This is a genomic window from Terriglobales bacterium (assembly GCA_035561515.1).
Classification (GTDB): domain Bacteria; phylum Acidobacteriota; class Terriglobia; order Terriglobales; family Acidobacteriaceae; genus DATMXP01.
The window spans coordinates 44457-66368 of sequence record DATMXP010000053.1 but is presented as its reverse complement, the minus strand read 5'-3'; the positions used below and the strand labels follow the sequence as shown (position 1 = coordinate 66368).

General features: G+C 55.0%; 14 protein-coding genes. 12 read left to right on the top strand and 2 right to left on the bottom strand.

Translation table 11 applies throughout. The features are described from left to right. Positions 1 to 214: 214 nt before the first annotated feature. The 8 genes from VN577_23015 to VN577_22980 all read left to right on the top strand — a co-directional run bounded on the left by VN577_23015 (position 215) and on the right by VN577_22980 (position 11980). The gene (locus VN577_23015) at positions 215 to 586 is read left to right on the top strand and encodes an HNH endonuclease (protein ID HWR17719.1); all 372 of its coding nucleotides are present in this window, start codon (positions 215 to 217) and stop codon (positions 584 to 586) included. Positions 587 to 1163: 577 nt separating this feature from the next. Further along, positions 1164 to 3491: a type I restriction-modification enzyme R subunit C-terminal domain-containing protein gene (locus tag VN577_23010; protein ID HWR17718.1), complete on the top strand. Its 2328-nt coding sequence runs from the start codon at positions 1164 to 1166 to the stop codon at positions 3489 to 3491. Then, positions 3488 to 4903, top strand: coding sequence for an N-6 DNA methylase (locus VN577_23005; protein HWR17717.1), 1416 nt, complete (start codon positions 3488 to 3490; stop codon positions 4901 to 4903). Before VN577_23010 ends, VN577_23005 begins: the two co-directional genes overlap by 4 nt. Next, on the top strand, positions 4900 to 6507 hold the full coding sequence (locus VN577_23000) for a restriction endonuclease subunit S (GenBank protein HWR17716.1): 1608 nt from the start codon (positions 4900 to 4902) through the stop codon (positions 6505 to 6507). The genes VN577_23005 and VN577_23000 overlap by 4 nt, the downstream gene beginning before the upstream one ends. Then, positions 6504 to 8054, top strand: coding sequence for an AAA family ATPase (locus VN577_22995; protein HWR17715.1), 1551 nt, complete (start codon positions 6504 to 6506; stop codon positions 8052 to 8054). The genes VN577_23000 and VN577_22995 overlap by 4 nt, the downstream gene beginning before the upstream one ends. 130 nt (positions 8055 to 8184) lie before the next feature. Continuing rightward, positions 8185 to 8895, top strand: a complete 711-nt coding sequence (locus VN577_22990; GenBank protein ID HWR17714.1) for a hypothetical protein — start codon at positions 8185 to 8187, stop codon at positions 8893 to 8895. A gap of 997 nt (positions 8896 to 9892) precedes the next feature. Further along, positions 9893 to 10618 (top strand): sigma-70 family RNA polymerase sigma factor, encoded by a 726-nt coding sequence (locus tag VN577_22985; GenBank protein HWR17713.1) that lies wholly within the window; start codon positions 9893 to 9895, stop codon positions 10616 to 10618. 51 nt (positions 10619 to 10669) lie between these two features. Next, entirely contained in the window at positions 10670 to 11980 is a 1311-nt protein-coding gene (locus VN577_22980) for a zf-HC2 domain-containing protein (protein ID HWR17712.1), read from the top strand. On the opposite strand, the gene VN577_22975 is transcribed toward VN577_22980, so the two are convergent. Next, a complete protein-coding gene (locus VN577_22975) occupies positions 11950 to 12129 on the bottom strand; it encodes a hypothetical protein (protein HWR17711.1) in 180 nt (59 codons plus the stop codon). The two genes, VN577_22980 and VN577_22975, sit on opposite strands and share 31 nt — an antisense overlap. Before the next feature lie 97 nt (positions 12130 to 12226). On the opposite strand from VN577_22975, the gene VN577_22970 reads away from it, so the two are divergent. The 3 genes from VN577_22970 to VN577_22960 all read left to right on the top strand — a co-directional run bounded on the left by VN577_22970 (position 12227) and on the right by VN577_22960 (position 19315). Next, positions 12227 to 15307, top strand: coding sequence for a TonB-dependent receptor (locus VN577_22970; protein HWR17710.1), 3081 nt, complete (start codon positions 12227 to 12229; stop codon positions 15305 to 15307). Between the two features lie 64 nt (positions 15308 to 15371). Continuing rightward, complete coding sequence (locus VN577_22965) at positions 15372 to 17699, top strand: prolyl oligopeptidase family serine peptidase (protein ID HWR17709.1); 2328 nt, start codon at positions 15372 to 15374, stop codon at positions 17697 to 17699. A gap of 803 nt (positions 17700 to 18502) precedes the next feature. Beyond that, positions 18503 to 19315, top strand: a complete 813-nt coding sequence (locus VN577_22960) for a helix-turn-helix transcriptional regulator (GenBank protein HWR17708.1) — start codon at positions 18503 to 18505, stop codon at positions 19313 to 19315. A gap of 94 nt (positions 19316 to 19409) precedes the next feature. Here the strand turns inward: VN577_22960 and VN577_22955 are convergent, their stop codons facing one another. Continuing rightward, positions 19410 to 19826 (bottom strand): luciferase family protein, encoded by a 417-nt coding sequence (locus VN577_22955; protein HWR17707.1) that lies wholly within the window; start codon positions 19824 to 19826, stop codon positions 19410 to 19412. 197 nt (positions 19827 to 20023) lie between these two features. Here VN577_22955 and VN577_22950 point away from each other — a divergent pair, with 197 nt between their 5' ends. Next, positions 20024 to 21556 (top strand): hypothetical protein, encoded by a 1533-nt coding sequence (locus tag VN577_22950; GenBank protein ID HWR17706.1) that lies wholly within the window; start codon positions 20024 to 20026, stop codon positions 21554 to 21556. Positions 21557 to 21912 lie beyond the last annotated feature (356 nt).

Here is a 21912-nt window from a genome sequence, read left to right as displayed (position 1 = left end):
TTAGCAAGCCAATACTGCCTGCGCCGCTATAATCCATCCACTCCGAGGAACGCGACATACAGCCATCCTTCTGAGGACCTGAACCATTGTAGAGCACTCTGGTCCTTCAGTTCCCTGCTGCACTCCGAATTTCCCTTAGGAATCGTCTTTTCATTCGGGTGGTCCACTGGCCCCATCTGCCCGGCCCATGCCAAGTTCAACTAGAAGGGCTGTCATGAAGTTGCGACGTAACCAGTTTTGTCCCGTGCATCACTCCCGCTCCTGCTGTGGCCGGGAACCACTGCCGAACCGGCCTAAGCTCATTCGCCTGGGGGTCCAGCGCATCGAGGACGCACAGCACCCGCGCGGATACCGCGAATTACGTTCGCCGGCGGAGATGCGGAAACTTCTCGACCGGAAGATTGTGGAACAGAACCGGACCTGCGCCATTTGCCGAATCGAGTTTACCGACTATAACGATATCGTCCCGGACCACAAGATCCCCAAGGGCATGGGCGGATCCTGGAGAGACGACCATCCGGACAACATCCAAGCCGTACATTGGTGGTGCAACGAAGAAAAAGGGTCCGCCAGAATGCAAAGCTAAGCGCACGTCACACGAGGGCAGCGTTTACCCGAGAGGTGTATTTACAAGTGCTGCAACATAGCGGGGCGGCGCGGCCGCCAAATCCGAGAGCGCTTTGCGAGCCAAAGCAGGCCCATTGAGGGACGTACTTGGTTTTGTACTCGCTGGATTCGCGTTACCAAACACAGGTCTGAGACAATCGTAAGTCTTTCAAATACAATTCGGTTCCAAGCCCATGTATCCCGCTACGCCAGCGAATTCGGAATGGCTTACACGTAAGAAGATCATCGACGCAAGGCTCTACGCGGCAGGATGGCAAATCGTACCTCTCGCCGCGACCAAGTCGTATGATCGCTGCGCTGTCGAGGAGTTCCAGACCGCCAACGGCCCCGCGGACTACGCGCTGTGCCTCAACAATCGGGTTGTAGCCGTTGTAGAGGCGAAGAAACTAACGCTCGGTCCCCAAAACGTTCTCTCCCAGGCCGAGCGCTACTCTCGGGGGATCTGGCAAGGCGAGCAGCGTTGGGGAGACTTCGGTGTACCGTTTCTTTATTCAACGAACGGCGAAGTTATCTGGCACCATGATATCCGACACGCATTGAATCGTTCTCGCGAGATTTCGCTCTTTCACACTCCGGCAGCATTGGAGGAGAAGCTAAAGCGAGATTTTGATGAGTCCCTTGGATTGCTGCAACTGCTGCCTAACAATCATCCCAGGGTGCGACCGTACCAGAGAGAAGCAAATCAAGCGGTCGAAATGGCCATTTCAGAACGGAAACGAAACATGCTTGTCGCAATGGCTACCGGAACTGGGAAGACGTTCACGACCGTTAATCAGATCTACCGTCTGATGAAGACGGGCGTCGCTAGGCGAATTCTGTTTCTGGTAGATCGGCGCGCACTGGCTGCACAAGCTTTGCGTGCGTTTGCGTCCTTTGATGCTGAACCAGGATTGAAATTCGACAACGTTTACGAAGTCTACAGCCAACGGTTTAGGAGGGAGGACTTAGGCGAGGAAGACAAATTCGATCCAAAAGTTCTTCCTGCGTCATACCTGCTTTCTCCAAAACCGGGCAGTGCCTTCGTCTACATTTCCACAATCCAGCGCATGACAATCAATCTTTTTGGCAGGGATGCAGTATGGGGAATAGGAGATGAGGAAATTGATGAAGATGCTGCTAAGCTCGACATTCCGACGCATGTTTTTGATCTCGTTGTTGCGGATGAGTGCCATCGGGGCTACACGAGCTCGCAGGCTGGTTTATGGAGGATGACACTCAATCATTTCGATGCCATCAAGCTTGGTCTTACAGCCACGCCGGCATCACACACGACCTCGTTCTTTAAACATCTCGTCTATCGGTACGAATATGAACGGGCTGTACAGGAAGGGTTCCTGGTTGACTATGACGTAGTTAACATCAGGTCCAACGTCAGAATCAATGGCATTTTTTTGAATGAAGGCGAAGAAGTCGGGCTCGTAAACCCAGAGACAGGAGCCAAGAAGCTGGATGTTCTGGAAGACGAGCGACAGTTTGACACAAGCAAGATTGAGCACGAGATTACTTCTCCCGATTCCAACAAGAAGATCCTGGAAGAGATCAAGCGATACACTCTGCAGCACGAGGAACGGTATGGACGATTCCCTAAGACGCTGATTTTTGCAGCGAATGATCTCCCCCACACCTCCCATGCCGATCAACTCGTCGATATCGCTCGCGATGTTTTTGGTCACGGGGATTCATTCGTTCAGAAGATAACTGGCAGTCCCACTGTAGACCGCCCTTTGCAGCGCATTCGTGAGTTCCGAAACCGCCCCCACCCGGCAATTGCGGTTTCTGTCGACATGATGACAACAGGTGTCGACATTCCCGATCTGGAGTACATCGTGTTCCTTCGCCCGATCAAATCACGTATCCTTTTTGAGCAGATGATTGGTCGCGGTACCCGAAAAGGCGAGAAGCTTACGGACAAGTCTCACTTCGTAGTCTTTGACTGCTTCGATGGAACGCTCCTGCAGTACTTCAAGGACACAACAGGTGTTACCGAAGAAGCGCCGACGCCACCAACGAGGACAATCAGCGAGATCATTGAAGATATTTGGCAGAATCGCGACCGCGACTACAACGTCCGATGTCTTGTCAAGCGACTCCAGCGTATCGACAAAGAGATGTCCGGGGAGGCTCGAGAGCAATTCTCGGCCTTTGTGCCCGACGGCGATATGGCGGCGTTCGCGAAGATGTTGCCCCAAGACCTCCATCAGAATTTTACGAAAGTTATGAATCTCCTGCGAGATGTCGCTTTTCAAGATCTGCTGTTGCACTATCAGCGAAAACTGCGTGTTTTCCTCATTGCCCACGGTACACAGGACACTGTGTCATCAGAATGGCTTGTTCGGGGATCCGACGGAAACGAGTACAAGCCTCGGGATTATCTGACCGCGTTCGTGCAGTACGTTCATAGTCATCAGTCGGATATCGATGCCATTAGCATTCTTCTGAATGCACCTCGGGACTGGTCTCCTGGCGCCCTTCAGGAGCTGAGGCAGAAGCTCTCAGCCGCGCCGCAGCGGTTCACCGTGGAAAATTTAGAGAAGGCTCACCGGACTATGTACAAAAAGGCTATGGTCGATATCATCTCAATGGTGAAGCACGCCGCAGATTCCCAGAGCCCGCTACTCACGGCCGCGGAAAGAGTCGATCGAGCTCTCGATAAAATTGCTAGAGGGCGCTCGTTTAATGAACTGCAGCGACAGTGGCTTGAACGAATCCGTGTTCACCTGCAAGAGAATCTCTCCATCGATCAAGAAGACTTCGAAAGCCAGCCTGCTTTAAGTCGGTACGGCGGTTGGAGCCGCGCTGTCGACGTTTTCGAAGGATATTTGCCTGGACTGTTGACGGAACTCAATATGGCGATTGCTGCATGACTGACATTGTTCAAAAACTCTGGAGCTTTTGTCACACGCTTCGCCACGACGGCGTGGACTATGGTGACTACATTGAACAGCTCACTTATTTGCTTTTCTTGAAGATGGCGGACGAGAAGGGCGTCCCGGTCCCTAAGGGGTTTGATTGGAACAGTCTCAAAGACTTGTCCGGTACTTCGCTTCTCGATCACTACGCAGAGGTACTGCGAAAGCTGCGTGCCTCGGGCAGCCTGTTGAGCGATATTTTCACTCAGGCGAACTCCCGATTCAACAATCCCGTCAATCTGCGCCGTCTTCTCGACATGATCGACGAAGAGGAATGGACGGCGATGGATGTGGACGTAAAGGGCGCTGCATTTGAAGGTCTACTTGAAAAGGCAGCCAGCGAGGGGAAGAAAGGAGCCGGACAATACTTCACGCCACGCCCGCTGATCCAATCCGTTTGCCGAGTAATGAAGCCAGATCCTCGGGTGAGGCCCGACTTCACAATCTGTGACCCTGCGTGCGGAACAGGTGGATTCCTAGTGGCGGCCTACGAATGGCTAGTGGCCACAAGCAAGGGAATCTTCGAACGTTCTGACGCGAAGCGAATAAGGGCGAAGACGTACTTCGGTCAAGAACTGGTCCCGCGTCCTCGCCGCCTCGCACTGATGAACCTCTATTTGCATGGTGTCGAACCGCGAATCTACTTGGGAGACACCATCTACGATCCAGATCGTGGCGAACGTTATGACCTAGTACTGACAAACCCGCCTTTTGGCACCAAGGGTGCCAACCAGGCTCCCAACAGAGACGACTTCACTGTCGAGACAAGCAACAAGCAGCTGAATTTTCTCCAGCACGTGATCAACATTCTTAAGCCGGGAGGCCGCGCAGCTGTCGTACTGCCTGACAACTGTCTTTTTGAGGACAAAGCGGGCGAAGTTTTCGAAATTCTCATGCAGGATTGCGCGCTGCACACCCTCCTTCGCCTTCCGCGCGGAACCTTCACACCATATAGCCAGGGCATAAAGGCGAATGTAATTTTCTTTCAAAAGGGCCGACCGACCGACTCCGTCTGGATTTTTGATGCCCGTTCAAACATACCAGGTATTACAAAGAAGGAACGCCCCCTCACTTTGGCACAATTCAAGGACTTTGAGACATGCTTCGGGCCTGATCCGAATGGCTTGAGTAAACGAAAGGATCAGGGCGATCAAGGGAGGTTTCGACAATTCTCGTTGGCAGAGGTGAAAGCAAGGAACTATAAGCTCGATGTTACATGGCTGAGAGATGAATCTCTGGACGACGGTGACGAAATACCGGAGCCCCAAGATCTAGCCACAGAGGCAATCACCGATCTAGAAGCAGTTGTGGATGATCTGCGTGAGATCCTCGGGCTTATAGAGAGGCAGGATACCCTGACCAAATGAATAGCTTGCCTAACGGGTGGATTGAGATTGATCTTGGTGACCATGTCTATATCGCAGGCCGCATCGGTTGGCGTGGGTTGAAGGCTCAAGAATACAAGTCGTCTGGCCCGATTCTGCTTTCTGTTCCGAATTTGAATTGGGGAGACTATGTGGATTTTTCTGAGGTCAATCACATATCGCAGGCCAGGTATGATGAGAGCCCTGAGATTCATTTAAAGCAAGGCGACATTCTGCTAGTGAAAGACGGCGCTGGAATTGGAAAGCTAGGGTATGTTGCTGATCTGCCCGGGGACGCGACGGTTAACTCATCGATTCTTGTAGTTCGCCCGAATGATGACCTTCTGTTCAGCGAATACCTGTTTTATTACCTTAAGGGACCTCAGTTTCAGAAAATTGCTCGCGAACGGATCACTGGTTCTGCAACTCCCCACCTTTTCCAGAAAGACATCAAGCAGTTGAAGATTCGAGTTGCCCCGGCGCTGGAACAGCGCCGCATCGTTTCAACTCTTAAGGTACTGCTCGAAAGGGCTCGCAAATGCAGTGATAGGCTGGCGAAGGTTCCGACAGCATTGGCGCGATTTCGTCAGACGGTTTTGGAGGCAGCGTTTTCTGGTCGCCTTACGCAGCACGAAGCAGGATCGTTGAGCTGGCGATCACAACGTATCGATTCATTGTTTGAAGTTCGAACCGGCGGTACTCCTAGCCGCAAGCAGCCTCGCTATTTCACTGGGGGAAGGATTCCCTGGGTCAAAACAGGAGAGGTCCAGAATGGAAACATCTTCGAGACCGAGGAGCACATTACTGAAACTGCCCTTCGCGACAGCAACGCCAAGGTGTTCCCCGCGGAGACAATCCTCGTTGCGATGTATGGTGAGGGCAAAACACGAGGTCAAATCGCCCGCCTGAAAATCCCTGCCGCCACCAATCAAGCTTGCGCCGCACTCATTAATGAGCGAATACACGAAGACACGCGCGAATACGTGTTTCTTTTCCTGTTGAGTCAATATCAGAAGCTTCGCAGGGAGTCGTTTGGCGGGAATCAGCCAAACCTCAACTTAGGAATCATCAAGGGTTGGGAAGTGCCTCTCCCGTCCCTCGAACTGCAAGGAGAAATAGTCCGCCGACTACGTCAGCTCCTCGGGACTTATGACCGCCTGGAAGCTCGGCTCAACCGAGCCACAACTCTCGTCGGATCGATAATACAGAGCACTCTCGCGAAAGCTTTTCGGGGAGAGTTGGTCGTACCTGAATCAGAACGAACCGAGCAAGAGGGTAGAACCTTCGAGAGCGCACTCGACCTCTTGGAGCGTGTCCGTCAAGAGAAGAAGTCGGTGGTTAAGTTGCGCGAGGGTGCTAGGAGCGTGCCAACAATGAAGAAACGACAATCGGACAAGACGATGCAAAAAGGGCCTCTTTCAACAGCATATTTACGCGAAACTCTCGTCACGGCTGGACATCCATTGAGCCCAAATGACTTGTGGGATTTTTCTGGAATTGAAGACATTGATCAATTCTACGCACAGCTGAAACTCGAAGTTGACCAAGGCTTGGTCAGAGAAAAGAAGGAGAGCCGGACCGATCGCTATCTGGAACCCGTGTCGTGAGAATCGATTGGGTCACAATTCGAGATTTCAAGAACCTCAGGGAATTCCACGTCGACTTTGACGAGAGCCAGCTGACCACCGTTCTGATCGGTCGCAACGGTTCAGGCAAGTCCAACTTGTTAGAGGCCTTGGTTCTAATTTTCCGCGACTTGGATCTTGAAGAAATGCCGTCGTTTGCCTATGAGATCCAGTACTTGTGTCGCAAGAGAAGGGTTCTCATCTCGGCGGACCCGAAGCGGCCGAAAGATCGAGTGCGAGTCACTTTAGATGGGGAACCTCTGCCCTTCCGCCGATTCCTGGATCGAAAAAGAGAGTTGTTGCCCAACTATGTATTCGCCTACTATTCCGGACCTGCCAACCGCCTTGAGAAACATTTTGATCAGCACCAAAACCTATTCTACAAAGCTCTGTTAGACGGAGAATCACAACCCCTTCGGCCACTCTTTTATGCCCGCCCCATACACAGCCAATTTGTTCTACTTGCCTATTTTTCGTTTCCCAGCAAGACGTCAACTGATTTCCTTAAACAAAAGTTCGGGATTGCGGGCCTAGATTCAATTCTGTTTGTGCTCCGGGAACCTTATTGGGCAAGGAACAGAGAATCACGCCCTGATGGAAATCCACTGTTTTGGGGAGCCCGTGGCGTAGTGAGTAGGTTTCTAGACGCATTGTTCGATGGCTGTCTTGCTCCCACTAGCAGAAAAGTCCGTGTGGCCCAAAGTTATCGAGGCCAGTCTCAGGAAGAGGAACATCAGTATCTGTTTCTGCCAAATGTTGCGTCTCTCCAGAAGCTTGCAAAACAATACGGAAACAATCTGGACTTCTTCAAGAATCTTGAAAGTACATACATATCGGAACTCATCCACGAGGTGCGCATTCGGGTCCGCAAGGAGAATGTCGACGGTAGTATTACGTTTCGAGAATTGAGTGAAGGAGAGCAACAACTTCTTGCTGTCAGGGGCTTGTTGAGTTTTACGTATGACGAGGAGTCACTCTTCTTGATGGACGAACCGGATACCCACCTGAATCCAGCCTGGAAATATGAGTATTTGGACATTTTGGAGGATGTCGTTGGTTCCCAACAAACCAGTCACTTGATAATTGCGACCCACGACCCTCTGCTCATAGGTGGTTTGCCGCGCTCTCAGGTGCAAATGTTTGAGACGAAGGCTGGGGCCGTGTCAGCTCGGCCTCCTGAGGAAGATCCCCGCGGGATGGGGATAGACGGCCTTCTTCGAAGCGAGCTCTTCGGACTTGCATCTACGCTGGACGTTCATACTCAAGAAAAATTTGATCGGCGAAGAGAGCTTTTCGCGAAGAAGCATCGGACCAAAAAAGAGGACAAGGAACTTCGGCAGCTTTCAGATGAGCTCGCAGAACTTGGTATCTCTCGCACGATTCGCGATCCGCTTTATGACAAATTCGTTCGTGCGTATAGCAGGCGCACGGTTTCCAAGAAACGGCAACTCACTAGTGAAGATCTTCAGACACAGAATAAGATTGCTGAAGAGGTCCTGGATGAGATTCTCGCCAAGGAGTCTCATTGATTCTCATTGAAATCGACGGGAAGACTCCTCCTCAAAAGTGGCTAACCAAGGCCAAAAAGACCACGAAGAAACTCTTGGCCGCCAAGGACGATGCGTCCCGAACAGCGTTGATCAAGAAGCACAGCAGCCTATGGCGACAAAAAAGCTGCAAAAATTTCTCTTGTCGCTATCGCATGGAAAATGCTGGTATTCGGAAGCAAAAGAACTGTGCTCCTTCTGGGATGTGGATCATTTTCGTCCAAAAGGACGAGCACTCGCTCTCGATCGTGCAGAAAGAACAGGATACTGGTGGCTAGCTTTTGAGTGGACGAACTATCGCTGCTCCGGCAATATCTGCAATCGTCCTAATCAAGATGCATGCGGTGTTACACGCGGAAAAGCCGACTTTTTCCCGCTTCGGCCAGGCACTCACCCCGCGACAGGTCCGGACTGTGATTGCGCCGACGAGCACCCATACCTGTTAGACCCTACGGACCAAGATGATGTGGATCTCATCTCCTTCGATGAAACCGGACTCCCGGTTCCCGAAGGTGGCATCGGAGCGTGGCCCGCAGAGAGGGTGAAAGTAACGGTGCATTTGCTCCACTTGGATTCAGACGCTCTTGTTGACGAGAGGAAACAAGTCTGGAACCGATGTCGACGGCTTATCGCGAGCGCGCAGGACATCATGTCCGAGCAGGACATCAAGACTAGTGTAACCCTCAAGGCCAGGCTAAAAGGTATTCTGGAGGAGCTGCGTGGCCTGGCGGCAGCGGAGGCAGAGCTAGCCGGTACGGCTAGAGCTTGTCTTCTGAAATCAGGAATTGGGTGGGTTACCAAACTGGTCAGCGATGTCAACTAGTCCTGCGTACCGGTGTTTTGGCGCACAAAAATTCATGCACCAAACGGGCCAGGGATCATACGTCGCGTTTGGGTTTCCGAGGCGTTCGAGCTTTCAGATAAGAATGTGAGATTAGCTTCCAAGAGGGGGAACGCTTCGCCACAAATATTCGGACCGTTCCTGTTTGCCAGACTGCGCAGCGCCAAGGTCTCGGCCCACACAATTCAGGAATGAGGCGAGGGCGAACTTCGAAATCGATTCGGGGTTCGTGCCTACGGTCTTCTGGATATCGGCGACGAGTCCGTCCGGAACCCCGGCGCCCCGAAAAGAACAGCATGACTTCCTGCTTGGAGCGGCAAAGAAGCGGAATGGTGTCTTTCAGTAGTTGCAGTAATTCCGGAGGGTAGTGAACCTCCGCCCCCTGGTGCCGAAGGTGCTCATTGCTGGTCTCTCCCGAAGTGAGTTAACTCTAGAGACCTCTTAGAAGATTCTCCATCGTGGTGTTCAGGCCGCGGGCGATCACTTGGAGTGTAATTAGCCCCACTTCGCGTTTGCCTAATTCAATATCTGAGATGTGTCCCCGATTTATATCTAGCGCAACTGCCATATCAGTTTGCGTCCAACGCTTTTGGCGTCTGCGTGCTCGGATGCGCTTCCCCAACTGCACCAGAAGAGCGTGATTGCCGCTGGACATGCTCTCATCTTGGGCGTACTATTTTGCCGTTGTGTCTGGCATGCCAGACATTCAGTTCTGTGAACTCATCCGGTAACGATGCCGTACAAAAAGCACGAATGAGACAAAGGGCGTAGCGAGGATTGCGGTAATAAGGTAAGACTGAGTCCGCTCTCAGGGCGAGATTTGGTGTAAGTCATTGAAAACAAAGACTTAATGTGCATCGCAGTGTGCGAGTCGCGGTGACTGCTGCGGATAAAGTCCAGCGACTCAAGGGGTTGCAAGAGCTTAGCAGAAGGAGGTGGAAGACGGTTTATCCCCGGGGATCAGTCCGTCGCGGGCCTTATGGACGTTCCGTTCCCGATTCGCCTCCCTTCCCTGATCTCCCCTGCGGAAGAGCGTCCACTACCGGCAACCGCCGGCGTTGATGATCCCTGCGACCCCGCTGCGAGCACTGGTTCCTCAACGATTTTCTTTCCGCCGACTCTCTCTGAGGCCACGGCTGAACCGTCCTCCGAAATTCTGCTGGCTCGCATCACCGCAGGAGACAAAGAAGCCCTATCCCTGCTCTTTCGGCGCTACGCTCGCATGGTTCGGGGAGTGGCGTACCGCATTCTCGGTGACGCGGCAGAAGCCGACGATATGGTGCAGGAAGTCTTCCTCTGGGTGCACCGTAAGTGCGGGAGTTTCGACCGTTCGCGGAGCCCGGTGCAGTTCTGGATCCTGCAGCGGACCTGCCACTGTGCCATATCCCGCCGCCGTTATCTTGCTTCCCGCCACTTCTATAAGCAAGTCGATCTGGAAGACGTGGCCCACGAGCTGGCCGGACCAGGCGCAAGCGCCGGACGAGGGGGGAATTCGATCGACGAGGTATTGGGAAACGGCGCCCTGGAGAAGCTGTTTGCTGCACTTTCTGAGGGCCAGCGACAAACGCTACGGCTTTATTTCTTCGAGGGGTACAACTTCGAGGAAATTGCGGCGAAACTGAACCAGACGCGGGGAAACGTCAAGCACCACTACTTCCGGGGGCTGGAAAAGCTGAGAAAGCAGATTTTTGGCAGTAAGCCTTAGGGCGATTGAGCAGTATGATTACAACCTACGTGGGTCCCAGGAGCCGGGGCGTTGTCGCACATCGAACCCCATGACGAGTTCCTCGAGCTCTGTGCCGTTGCAACCACAGGCCAGCTAACCGGCGAGGAACAGCAGAAGCTGCGGGAGCATCTCGCGGCCTGCTCTTCGTGTCGCGCGGCCATGCAGCAGTACGAAGCCGTGGTTGGCCACGCGCTCCCTGCCATAGCCGCGCGTGAGATTCCAGAGCATATTGATCCGGGACCCGGCTGGTCGATGGACCGGGCCGAAGCGGCGCTTTTTGCGCGCATCGCGCGCGAAGACGAAGCTTCACGGCCGGCTCAGAAAGAGCGACGGGAAACCGCGCGATCGACTGACACTCCACGCGTGCTTCCTTTCGCGGGCGCCGCCACCTGGAGTCGGGTGTGGACTCTTTATGCTGCTGCAATCCTGCTCTCCGTGGCGCTCGGGATCTGTGCCTATCAGGTTGGCATTCGTCGGGGAGTGAGTACCGCCATCCTTACACCTCCACCGCCCAGCCCGCAACGTAACCTCGCCTTGGAAGAACAGTTGAGCGATGCCGGCCATGAGCGGGCAATTGCGCGCACCCAGATCGAAGAACGCGACCGCCAGATCGCGGAGCTCCGCCGGCAATTGGAGCGGCAGTCGGCTGACATGAGCGTGATGAGGCTGGCGCAGCAGCGGCTGGAGCGGGACTTCAGCGCCGGGAACACTGGCCAGCCGGATCTCATCCGCCAGCGCAACGAGTTGGCGCGGAAGGTCGAAGCGGCGCAGACGAATGCTCAGGCGCTGCAGAACCAACTCGACTCACTGGCAGAGCAGTCCTCCCAGGACGCCGTACAGGCAAAGGCACTGGAAGCCAAAGTCAACTACCTCACGCAACAGTTACATGAGCGCGATGCTGCCCTCGAACAACAGCAGGAGTTGCTGGCGCACGACCGTGATATTCGCGAGCTGATGGGGGCGCGCGATCTGTTGATTACCGAGGTCTACGATGTCGCCCGCACCGGCGAGACGCAGAAGCCTTACGGCCGGGTGTTCTACACCAAGGGCAAGTCGCTGATCTTTTACGCCTACGATCTGGATCAAGCCAGCCTGAAGGCCGCCAGCACCTTTCAGGCCTGGGGACGGCGCGGGCCGGACCACAAGCAGGCCCTCAATCTCGGTATCTTTTATGTCGACAGTGCCACCAAGAAACGCTGGGTATTGAAGTTTGATGACTCCCGAACGCTGGCTCAAATCGATGCGGTGTTCGTGACCGTCGAACCGAACGGCGGAAGCCATAGGCCCAGCGGCAAGTCTCTCCTCTTCGCTTACTTGAAGGTGGATTCGAACCATCCCTGATCATTTTCCGGCGAACCGGCAGTTCTCATCACCCGATTGGGATGCGACAGGATTAGCGGCACGCTGATCGCAGGCTGTACTCCGCCGCCAGTCACCATACGCGCGTTTTTCCGGAATCTGCGAATCGCAATCCCTGCTTCCTTTCTCATGGTTTTTTCGGCCTAGAATCTCGACGTGGTACCACCACGTCCTTTCCTGCGTACTACGAACAGCGCAACGAAATATGTTGCGCACAGGAGAATCAACGTGCGCCCCATCTTGCTTGGCCTTCTCATTGTTCTTGCTTGCGCTGTGCTGTGGTTTCTTCCGCTGCATGCCCAATCCCCGAATGGAACCATCAGTGGGCTCGTGGTGGACCCGACGAATCGAGCGATTGTTGCTGCTGAAATCGTGATCGTTAACGACGCCACCGGGGTGAAGTACCTCAGCCAGACGAATGCCGAAGGCATCTATGTGGTACCGAACCTGTCTCCTGGCCCTTACCGGGTTCAGGTTTCCAAGTCAGGCTTCAAAACGCTGATCAAGCCGGACGTCGTGGTTCAGGTTCAGGATGCACTGGCGATCAACTTTACACTTCCTGTCGGCGCAGCTATCGAGTCGGTGACTGTCGAAGGTGGCGCACCGCTGATGAACACAGAATCGGCGGCCGTCAGCACCGTGATCGACAAGAAGTTCGTCGAGAGCCTGCCTCTGAATGGCCGCAGTTTCAACACCCTGCTGCAACTGACGCCGGGCGTGGTCATCGCTCCCTCGGTTCCGGGCTCACCTGGACAGTTCAGTATTTCCGGCCAGCGGACGACTGCCAATAACTTCTTGGTTGATGGAGTCTCTGCCAATTTCGGCGTTTCTCCCACACTCGCCCTCGGTCAGTCCGGCAGTGGCGCCGGGCAGGCGTTCAGCGTGTTGGGTGGAACCAGCAGTCTGGTGTCAGTAGAGGCTCTCCAGGAATTCCGGGTGGAAACCTCCTCCTTTGCGCCGGAGTTTGGCAAGACGCCGGGAGGCCAGGTATTGCTGACCACCCGCTCCGGTACCAACGACCCCCACGGCGGAGTCTACGAATACTTTCGCAACGATGCCCTCGACGCCAACGATTGGTTTGCCAACGCACTTCCAGGCCGTCCGCATGCGCCGGAGCGGTATAACAACTTTGGCGGGTATTTTGGAGGCCCCCTCTGGAAGAACCACACATTCTTCTTCTTGTCCTATGAGGGAGCGCGCTTGCGCCTGCCTCAGACCAAAATCATTAAGGTGCCGTCGCTGCAGGCGCGCTCCGACGCAAGTCCAGAAGTGGCGCCGTTCTTGAAGGCTTATCCACTGCCCAACGGACCGTCAAGTGGCGCTACCGGGGTCTTCACCGGGGTATTCTCGAATTCGGCCGCCCTCAATGCCGGAAGCATTCGCTTGGATCACCGATGGGGCTCGAAGTGGGCGCTTTTCTCGCGCTACAGCGATGCCCCCTCCGTCGGAATCCAGCGGCAGAACAGTCTCAGCAACCTATATACATCCGAGGTGAACACCCGGACATTGACGGTGGGAGTCGACGTGCTCTTGTCCCCGCGGATGGCAAACTCGTTGCGAGCGAACTACTCTTCCCAAACCTCGAATTTCGTAACCTCGCTGGACTCCTTCGCAGGCGCGGTCCCCTTGCCGGCTTCGGCCATCCTCAACAACTTATCGTCTGCCGACCACGAAGCGGCGTTCATAACCTACGACACTGCCTACTATTCCATAGGTCCGCAGGCACGAAACCTTTCCCGGCAACTCAACTTCAGTGACGACCTTACTCTGATTATGGGAAGCCACCGAATCAAGCTGGGAGGTGATTATCGCGCTCTTTTCCTCAACAGCAAACCGTACCGAGGCTTTGTCGAGGTCGCTGCGCCGACGGTGCAATCTCTGGTAAACACGAATGAAGCCAGCTTATATGTTGCATCCGGTAACTACTCGCAGCTGCTCACGCACTCACTATCGTTGTATGCGCAGGATATGTGGAGAGCCAGCGCGAATCTTGCTGTGACCTATGGGTTGCGCTGGGAACTGAGTCCCGCGCCCGCGGCCCGTGGCGAAACCCGTTTAGCCGCTTGGGAGAATGTGTTCGATGCCGCAAAGATATCGATCGCGCCGCCGGGAACATCGATCTGGCAAACTCGTTACAGAAACTTCGCGCCGCGTATTGGTCTGGCCTACAATCCGACCCACGATCTCGTCTTGCGCGCTGGAGCCGGAATCTTCTATGACCTCGGAATGGGTGCATCTGCTCAATTGGCCACTTCCTATCCCAACATCGCACCAGGCTTCGTTGCCAATGTAGCGCTGCCTCTCTCCGATGCTGGCCAGTATCTGCCTCCGATCACGTTTTCACCGCCCTTCACCTTCGATGTGCTTGCGTTTGATCCAGCGATGAAACTGCCGCGGTCCTACCAATGGAATGCAGCGGTCGAGAAGTCTTTAGCAGGAGAACAGACCGTGTCCATGACCTATGTTGGCCAGGTGGGCAAGAGCCTGCTGCGACAGCAGGTCATGTATCAGCCAAACCCGGATCTTCGCGCCGACTTTCTTCTCACCTACAACGGCGCATGGTCGAAGTATGATGGCTTGCAGCTGCAATACCGGAGACCTATGTCATCAGGGCTCCAGGTCCTCCTCAACTATACCTTTGCTCACTCACGTGACAATAGCTCGAACGATGTCGTCGCCGGCTTGGCCAACACTACCATTTCCGCTGCCGGCGATTCCGCATCCTCTGATTTCGATGTACGGCACAGCTTCTCCGGAGCCCTGACCTTTGATATGCCACAAATTCGCGGACACCGTGTGTTAGCGGCGATCGCCGGCGGCTGGTCGATCAATGCGGTGGTCGTTGCGCGAACTGGATTTCCGTTCAACGCGGCTCTGTATTCGACTTCGCCTGATCCCCGTGGGTATGCTCTTTCTCGGCCGGACTTAGTGTCAGGACAGTCTCCCTGGATTGCCAACTCATCTGCCCCGGGAGGAAAGAGCCTCAATCCGGCAGCTTTCTCTGTTCCAAATACCACGCGGCAAGGCACCGAGCCACGCAATGATATATCGGGTTTCGGCCTTAAGCAGGTGGATTTATCAGTTGCACGCAAGATCCGAGTGACCGACCGCCTCTCAACGCAGGTGCGGGTCGACGCTTTCAACATCTTCAATCATCCCAATTTCGCCAATCCACGAGCAATCCTGGACTACGGGTCGGCCTATCTGAGTTCAACTCAGATGCTGAATCAAGGACTCAGTGGCTTGAACCCGCTGTTCCAACAAGGAGGGCCTCGGTCACTCCAACTGTCTTTAAAACTTACGTTCTGAAGGGCAGAAAGCGGACACGTCTGTTCACTCACCACATCGTCACGTGCACCTCAGGGACTCTCGCATGCCCTCTACTATCTCTGCCCGCTTCCGACTTCCCCTAGTGTTTGGAACTGCCGCTGTGCTGTTGTTGTGGGGGTATGCCTGTTTCGCGCAGGCGGCAGTTCCACTTCCTGTCGAAGTACTCTTGCGTCTCCGCTCCTTTGAAGCCTACGACCCATTTGCGATTTCTGCCGATGGCCGATGGACTGCCTTCGTGGTGAATGAGAAATCTGCGAAGGCTTCTACCATCGGACGCGTACAAACTAACGATAGTGTTCTCAGAGTCCTCGATCTCGAAACCCAGGCTGAAAAGGAATTGGCTCTTCCCGATTCAAGTCCTTCCATGCCAGACTGGTCTCCCGATGGAAGGTATCTGGCCTTCTGCAGTCGGAAGCTCATGCCGGATGCGCCGCCGGTCAGGACCGTCTCCGTATGGGATCGGCTCTTGGGAAAGCACTGGGAACTGGTGCGGGTCGAAGAGTGCATAATCGGCACTTTTCGCTGGGCGCAGGACAGTCGGCACATCTACATACGCACCGGACCGCGACAAGCAACACGAGAGACAGCCGAGCGAAGTGTTGTTCAGACGTTTGCTGACCCGGATGAACGGTCTCGCGCGCCTGAGGGTGTCTCGGTACGACTCTACACCGCGGAAAAAGAAGACTCTGACCAATCCCGTCAAGCCGACCCCTGGGATATAAGCGCGTCTTACGATTTGGTGGACGTGGATGTCCTGCAGGGACATTCCGAGCGCTTGCTGGCCGACGTGCGAATTGGAGCGTTCTGGGTGTCCCCTGACGGCGAACACGTCGCCGTGGCTGTCCGAAAACGGTTTGCCCAGCCCGGTACGCAACAACTCCTCTATGACCTTGCCGTCCTGGACGTTTCCCGCCGCAGTTTTCGCGTGCTCGCCACTGATGTAAAGCTCGGCCCTACACCTTTTACGGTAACCTGGTCTCCCGATGGAAAATTTCTTGCCTGCCGTTCTGCCGGGATGCTGTCCGCAAGCGAGCTCCTAATCATCGATGTGGACGCTAGTCGACGGGTGACCTTTCAGCTCCCGAGTGAGGGGCATGCGCTGAAAGCCGGCTTCGCCGGAAGCGTGGTTCAGTTGCCGCTTTGGGATGAAACGGGTCATTCGGTGCTGGTTGCATCGAAGGAGACAATTTGGAAAGCCTCGGTCGCGGACGGCCGACTGCGGGCGCTCGCACGCTTTCCCGGCAAAGTGGTGGAGACGATACGCAAGGGTAGCAATCTGACTTGGAGCACTGAGCGGGGCTCTGCAATTGTTTTGATTGCTCGCGATGAGAAGACACAAAAGCGATCCTTTCACAAAGTGAACTTGAACAGCGGCGAGCACGTCGAGCTGTTCGCGGGAGAATTTGACGTGGATAGCCCCATCAATATGTTTGCACCAGAGCGGGGAGGTTCCGTGTTCTACGTGGCGGAAAGCTCTGCACGCAGTCGCGATCTTTGGGCGTTTGCTGCCCACGACCGAGAACCGCACTCGGTCACCCACCTGAATCCCGAGCTAAATCGCTATCCGATGGGTTCGAGCCGGATCATCGAGTGGATGGGGATGGATGGACAGCGGCTACGCGGCGCTTTGTTATTGCCTTCAGATTTCCAGTCTGGAAAGAGATACCCGCTGATTGTGGGCGTCTATGGTGGTCACTTCCTCTCCGCGAATTTGCCGACGTTTGGTTTCTCGGGATGTATCAGCCCGATGAATATGCAGCTGTTTGCCACGCGCGGTTATGCGGTGCTTTGCCCGGATGCGCCGCAGTCTGTCGGCACTCCCCTTTTCGACCTTGCCAAAACCGTGTTGCCGGGGGTCAACAAGGTAATTGAGTTGGGAATCGCCGACCCCGATCGGGTTGGCATTATGGGACACAGTTACGGTGGTTACAGTGTCCTCTGCCTTTTGGTGCAGACGAAGCGGTTCAAAGCTGCCGTGGTGAGCAGCGGGTACAGCGATCTCTTCTCTCACTATGCTGCCATGGACAAGCTCGGGAATAGCTTTGGTGTTGCTGCAGACGAAGGCGGACAAGGACTGATGGATGGTACGCCGTGGGCCTTTTATCGCCGATACGCCGAGAATTCGCCTTTCTTGTACCTTAATCGGGTTGAGACTCCTCTCTTGATCCTTCACGGCCTGAACGACGACACGGTCCCTAGTTTTCTGGCTGACCAGATCTTCGTGGGCCTCAGACGGCTTGGAAAAAGAGTTTTCTATGCTCAATACGCCGGAGCAGGACACTCGGCAGAAGCGTGGGGATACGAGAATCACAAGGATTATCTGACTCGGATTCTGGACTGGTTCGTGAAAGCAGTCCCCCCGAACAGCTAGAGAATCCGGCTTTCTCGGGGAGCACCCTCTTTCACAGTGGAGTGCCCCCCGGTTGTTTTACTCATCTGCCTCGTATGGGGGTATGGTCGCATTGGAGTAATGTCTTCGATGTCAAAGCCGAAGACGCGCAGCCAGTCCTCAAACCGGTAACCTGTGATGCGGCTGAGTGCCAGAACCTGTAGATACTCGGTCCAAAGGTCGCAATTTTCAGATCGAAGTACAAATTGTGAGGAAGGAAATAGGGCGAGGAACGACCGTACAGGCGCTCGGACATCCGCGACGCCTTCGAGAGAGTAAGACCTTTATTTGCCAAGATCGATCGAACGCGGGCCACACATCTGCCTTGTTTCGCGAAACCGACTCGGGACACACGGGCAAGCCTCTCGCTGAGTTTTTCCCCCACGGAGACCTGGTCGACCCCGGTTAAACTCAACATCTTCTTCCCAACCGTACGAAACCGTACGAGGGCAATCCTGATCCAAACTCCTCCAGGAGCCTCCTGCACAGCGATGCAAGCTGTATAACCGAGACACGACTCCACCGGCGCAAGTATCTGGGGTCTGCCCGGAGTTGTGACCAACCTGACCACTTGCATCAGAGACCTTGCGGAGATTGAGGCGCATCGGCCACCGCCGATGCCGCCATGGAAGTGGTCGGAATTGCGACCAAAGAGGGGAGAATTTTACCGGGAATGGTGCATTCGACTCAGGTGACCTTCTCATCGAGCTTGTCGCGATATTGAAAATATTCAGAGTCGCCGCGAATGAAGAGCGCGTTTTGCGGTAAGATACGCCCCTTCGAGGATGGCACGTTCGATGTTGCCGACGACATCGAGCCCGGAAGCAGGTCAGTGGCTTCGCGCCCAACGCGAACGTCTGCGCCTTTCCACCCGGGATGTGGAACGGTTGAGCTTCAAGATTGCCCAGGACAAGAACAGTCAGGATTTTTGCATCTCTCACAACTGGCTCACTGAAATTGAAAACGGCAAGTTTACGCCCAACTTCTGCAAGCTTTACAGCCTTTGCGTTATCTATAAATGCGATCTCGACCAGATTCTTGCGTTCTTCGGTTTCCGCCTCCGCGACATCAGCAAAGAACAAAGATCAGTGACCCTGCCGCATACACACCTGCTTGAAACTGCACCCAGAAGCAGCACGGCTACGATGGTGGCACCCGTCGAACTGCGCGCTAAAGTTCAGCTGGAGCACACCAATCTGGTGTCCCGAATGTTTGAAAGCTGGGGCGAAATTCCCCTTCCCCTACTCGAGCAGATGAACTTGCGCAACTCACTGTACGGCTACATCGGCATGGAGGACTACACGCTCTACCCGCATATCCGCCCGGGCTCGTTCGTCCAGATTGACGACCGTCAACGAAAGATCAGGCGAGGGTATTGGCAGAACGAGTTCGATCGGCCGATCTATTTTGTTGAACTGCGCGACAGTTACGTCTGCAGTTGGTGCGAATTGGATGGAAGCCAGTTGATCCTCATTCCCTCCGCCCAATCGCGTGGACAGGCAAGGCATATTCGCTATCCGGGAGATGCAGAGGTTCTCGGCCGCGTCACTGCCGTTACCATGCGGATTGCGGACATGCAGCCCAACGATGCCCACTAGGATCTCAACGGTGGGCAAAGGCGGGCAGCTCGCCTGAACGATGCCCGCGCGGGAACGCGGCAACCCTGCCGCGCCCTTTATGTGGTAGTGAAGATCAAACCGGATTCTCAGCCGAGACGAACTTTTCCAGCAGGGATCGGAAGCGCGGCGCCAAATGTAGTTTCTCGCTTTCGCTCTCTAGCAAGGAACGAGGATCGCTGTCCGTCTTCAACGCATAACGCAGGTACGACAAGCGCATGAGCCACAGGGCGTGCTGAACGTCCCGCTCGCTGCGGATAGCAAAAGTAACCCAACCCGAATTCGGAACCCAGCGGTGCTGTTCAGCAAGCCCCTCCGCCAGAAGCGCATCGCGAACCGAGCGAGGGAATGGAATGTCCAGAACCCCGCCTTGATGCAGATGCCCGACTTCTGCTTTGTCAAACCGGAACTCCTTGGCCTGAAATCGGTGTGGATGAACCGAGATATTCGGCCATGCCGAAACTGCGTCTTCGAACTCCTTTAGGTTTTTCATGAGCCCAAAATTCCAATCAATCGTTTTTTGGATGTTCCCATTCCTCGGTCCGATTCAGCTGAGGTCTCGGAAATTGCAAAGCTAAAGACGTCCGCGTCTCGTGCCTCCATACAGCGCCGATGAAGACCAGTTCCGGGGGCGCGGGTCGCTGCCCTATTCGACCACTCGTTGAATCCGGCCTAGAATGCGTCGACGCTATGGCTGCGCCCATCACTTGCTCGAACCCGGTGTGCTGCGAGCGCGTGGTGAGCGTTCTGCGCCAGGTCGATCCACCCTGTTGTGTGCTTGCGAATCGGGCCAAGGTCCGTCTGCCTCAATTTCTCGCCCCCTATCTAACGCCCGGGGATGAACTCGCGTTTCCTGTCCCTGAGGATCAAGCGAAAGGAGCAGAGATCTACGTCCGCAAGAGAACGGCGTCGACAACTGAGGGTAACCTGTACTTGGCGCCGATTGGATATGTCACGCCGCCCAAAACGGATAAACGCGACCGTTGGTTTGTCTCCGCCGAGGTTCAGCGTGGAGGTCTTGGCATCTCCGGTATTTACCTGCCCTGCCATCTCCTCCGCGAATACTTCTATTGCCTGCCGCAGTCCGGCGGCAAAGCCAAGTACCCCACCTTTTACGAACTTCTTGGTGTTTCACCGGGTTCGTCGCCCGCGGAAATGCGGGTCGCATTCAAGCTGCGCTGCCTGGAACTTCAGTCAGCCGGGTCCGGTGGCAAACTCCGGACCATGCTGGAGCGCGCCTTCAACATCTTGGCCCAGCCCGAGTTGCGGACCTGTTATGACACCTTGTTGCTGGACGCCGAAGCAGCCGCCGTCTTTCCTTACGGCGGCTTTGGATCGCTCTTGGTCAGCGGGGCGCCCTCACATGACGGCGTTACCTTTTTTGCGCGCCGTATCTTGGCGTATCGCCCTAATAGCCGGCCGAGGCGCTTTCATGTCCAATTGCGCAAGTGCGAGTTTTATCAGAACCACGCGCTATGCCGCGACGTGGCACGTCACCTCGAGTTCTGGATCAATCCCGCCGTCGTTCCGCTGGTTTGGGACGCCAGCTGGAACCGCTGGAAGCACCTGCTCGGCGTGAAGATGGAAGTGGAGGGCTGGTTCATTGAAAGCGGGCGTTATCGCAAGCGACTGGGGGAATGGGGCTTGGTGAGCTGGGAGGCGGCACTGCCCAGCCGCTTGCACGTGCGTCTGCCGCCTGGTGCTACCGAGCAAATCGCGCATGCGCACAACACCTATCAACGCTTCGGCCAGTATTCCCGGGCGCTCGATCAGGTCCGGCTGCTTCTGGAGCATCGCGCCGTGGAGAAGACGGATTTGGAACGCATCTGTGTTGGCCTGAAGATTCCCTCCGACTTCGATATCGCGCAGATCAACTGGCGCCCTGATTACGACCCCTTCTTCTATGGTCAACTTTCGCGACGTGCCCGCCGCATCTATCTCTTTCGCGGAGAATACATCTTCGATCTGGAAAAGGCGGTGGCGGTCGAAACTCCACAACTCGGCCACGCCACTTACGTCTTCGCCAAGCCCCGCAACATGGAAAGTTTTCTCCACCTCTACACCCACGTCAGCAAGGAAGACATTCGCCGGAACCAAGAGAACGTCGCCGAGCGGTTGGGCTTTTTGAAGCGGGTGATACACGGAGACAATGCCCGCGCTTGGCTCAAAGACATTAAGCAGCAACTGGGCGAAGCGCTCGACTTTACTTCCGCCGACGAGTAAAACGTAGCTATTCGGAACGGATCGTGTCAGTCAAAGTGCAATCGATGAAATCTTGCCGCGCGTAAATTCTGCACCGGTTTCAGGAAATAGATACCATCCCCGTACCCACATGCCGTGAACGCACGGCTACAGTGCATGGTGCACATTGGCGTCGAGGTCGAACCGTGAGCTGCCAAACCGCGTGACGATAGAAGCTCAGCCGCTGCTGTTGCCGCTAACAGCGCGCGACCTCTATAAGCTACTGGATGTGACGGTGCTGGGCCTTGCCGCGGCATCTGCTCGCACAACTTCCTGCGACTGCTGGAGCGTTTCGTTATTTCCTGACATGAGCAAGTCAGAAAACAAGCCGGGAGTAG

Excerpts from the sequence above, each read along its gene's own strand:
- VN577_23015 (HWR17719.1), top strand. The coding sequence starts at position 215 with ATGAAGTTGCGACGTAACCAGTTTTGTCCCGTGCATCACTCCCGCTCC.
- VN577_23005 (HWR17717.1), top strand. The coding sequence starts at position 3,488 with ATGACTGACATTGTTCAAAAACTCTGGAGCTTTTGTCACACGCTTCGC.
- VN577_23000 (HWR17716.1), top strand. The coding sequence starts at position 4,900 with ATGAATAGCTTGCCTAACGGGTGGATTGAGATTGATCTTGGTGACCAT.
- VN577_22990 (HWR17714.1), top strand. The coding sequence starts at position 8,185 with ATGGCGACAAAAAAGCTGCAAAAATTTCTCTTGTCGCTATCGCATGGA.
- VN577_22985 (HWR17713.1), top strand. The coding sequence starts at position 9,893 with ATGGACGTTCCGTTCCCGATTCGCCTCCCTTCCCTGATCTCCCCTGCG.
- VN577_22975 (HWR17711.1), bottom strand. The coding sequence starts at position 12,129 with ATGAGAAAGGAAGCAGGGATTGCGATTCGCAGATTCCGGAAAAACGCG.
- VN577_22965 (HWR17709.1), top strand. The coding sequence starts at position 15,372 with ATGCCCTCTACTATCTCTGCCCGCTTCCGACTTCCCCTAGTGTTTGGA.
- VN577_22960 (HWR17708.1), top strand. The coding sequence starts at position 18,503 with ATGGCACGTTCGATGTTGCCGACGACATCGAGCCCGGAAGCAGGTCAG.
- VN577_22955 (HWR17707.1), bottom strand. The coding sequence starts at position 19,826 with ATGAAAAACCTAAAGGAGTTCGAAGACGCAGTTTCGGCATGGCCGAAT.
- VN577_22950 (HWR17706.1), top strand. The coding sequence starts at position 20,024 with ATGGCTGCGCCCATCACTTGCTCGAACCCGGTGTGCTGCGAGCGCGTG.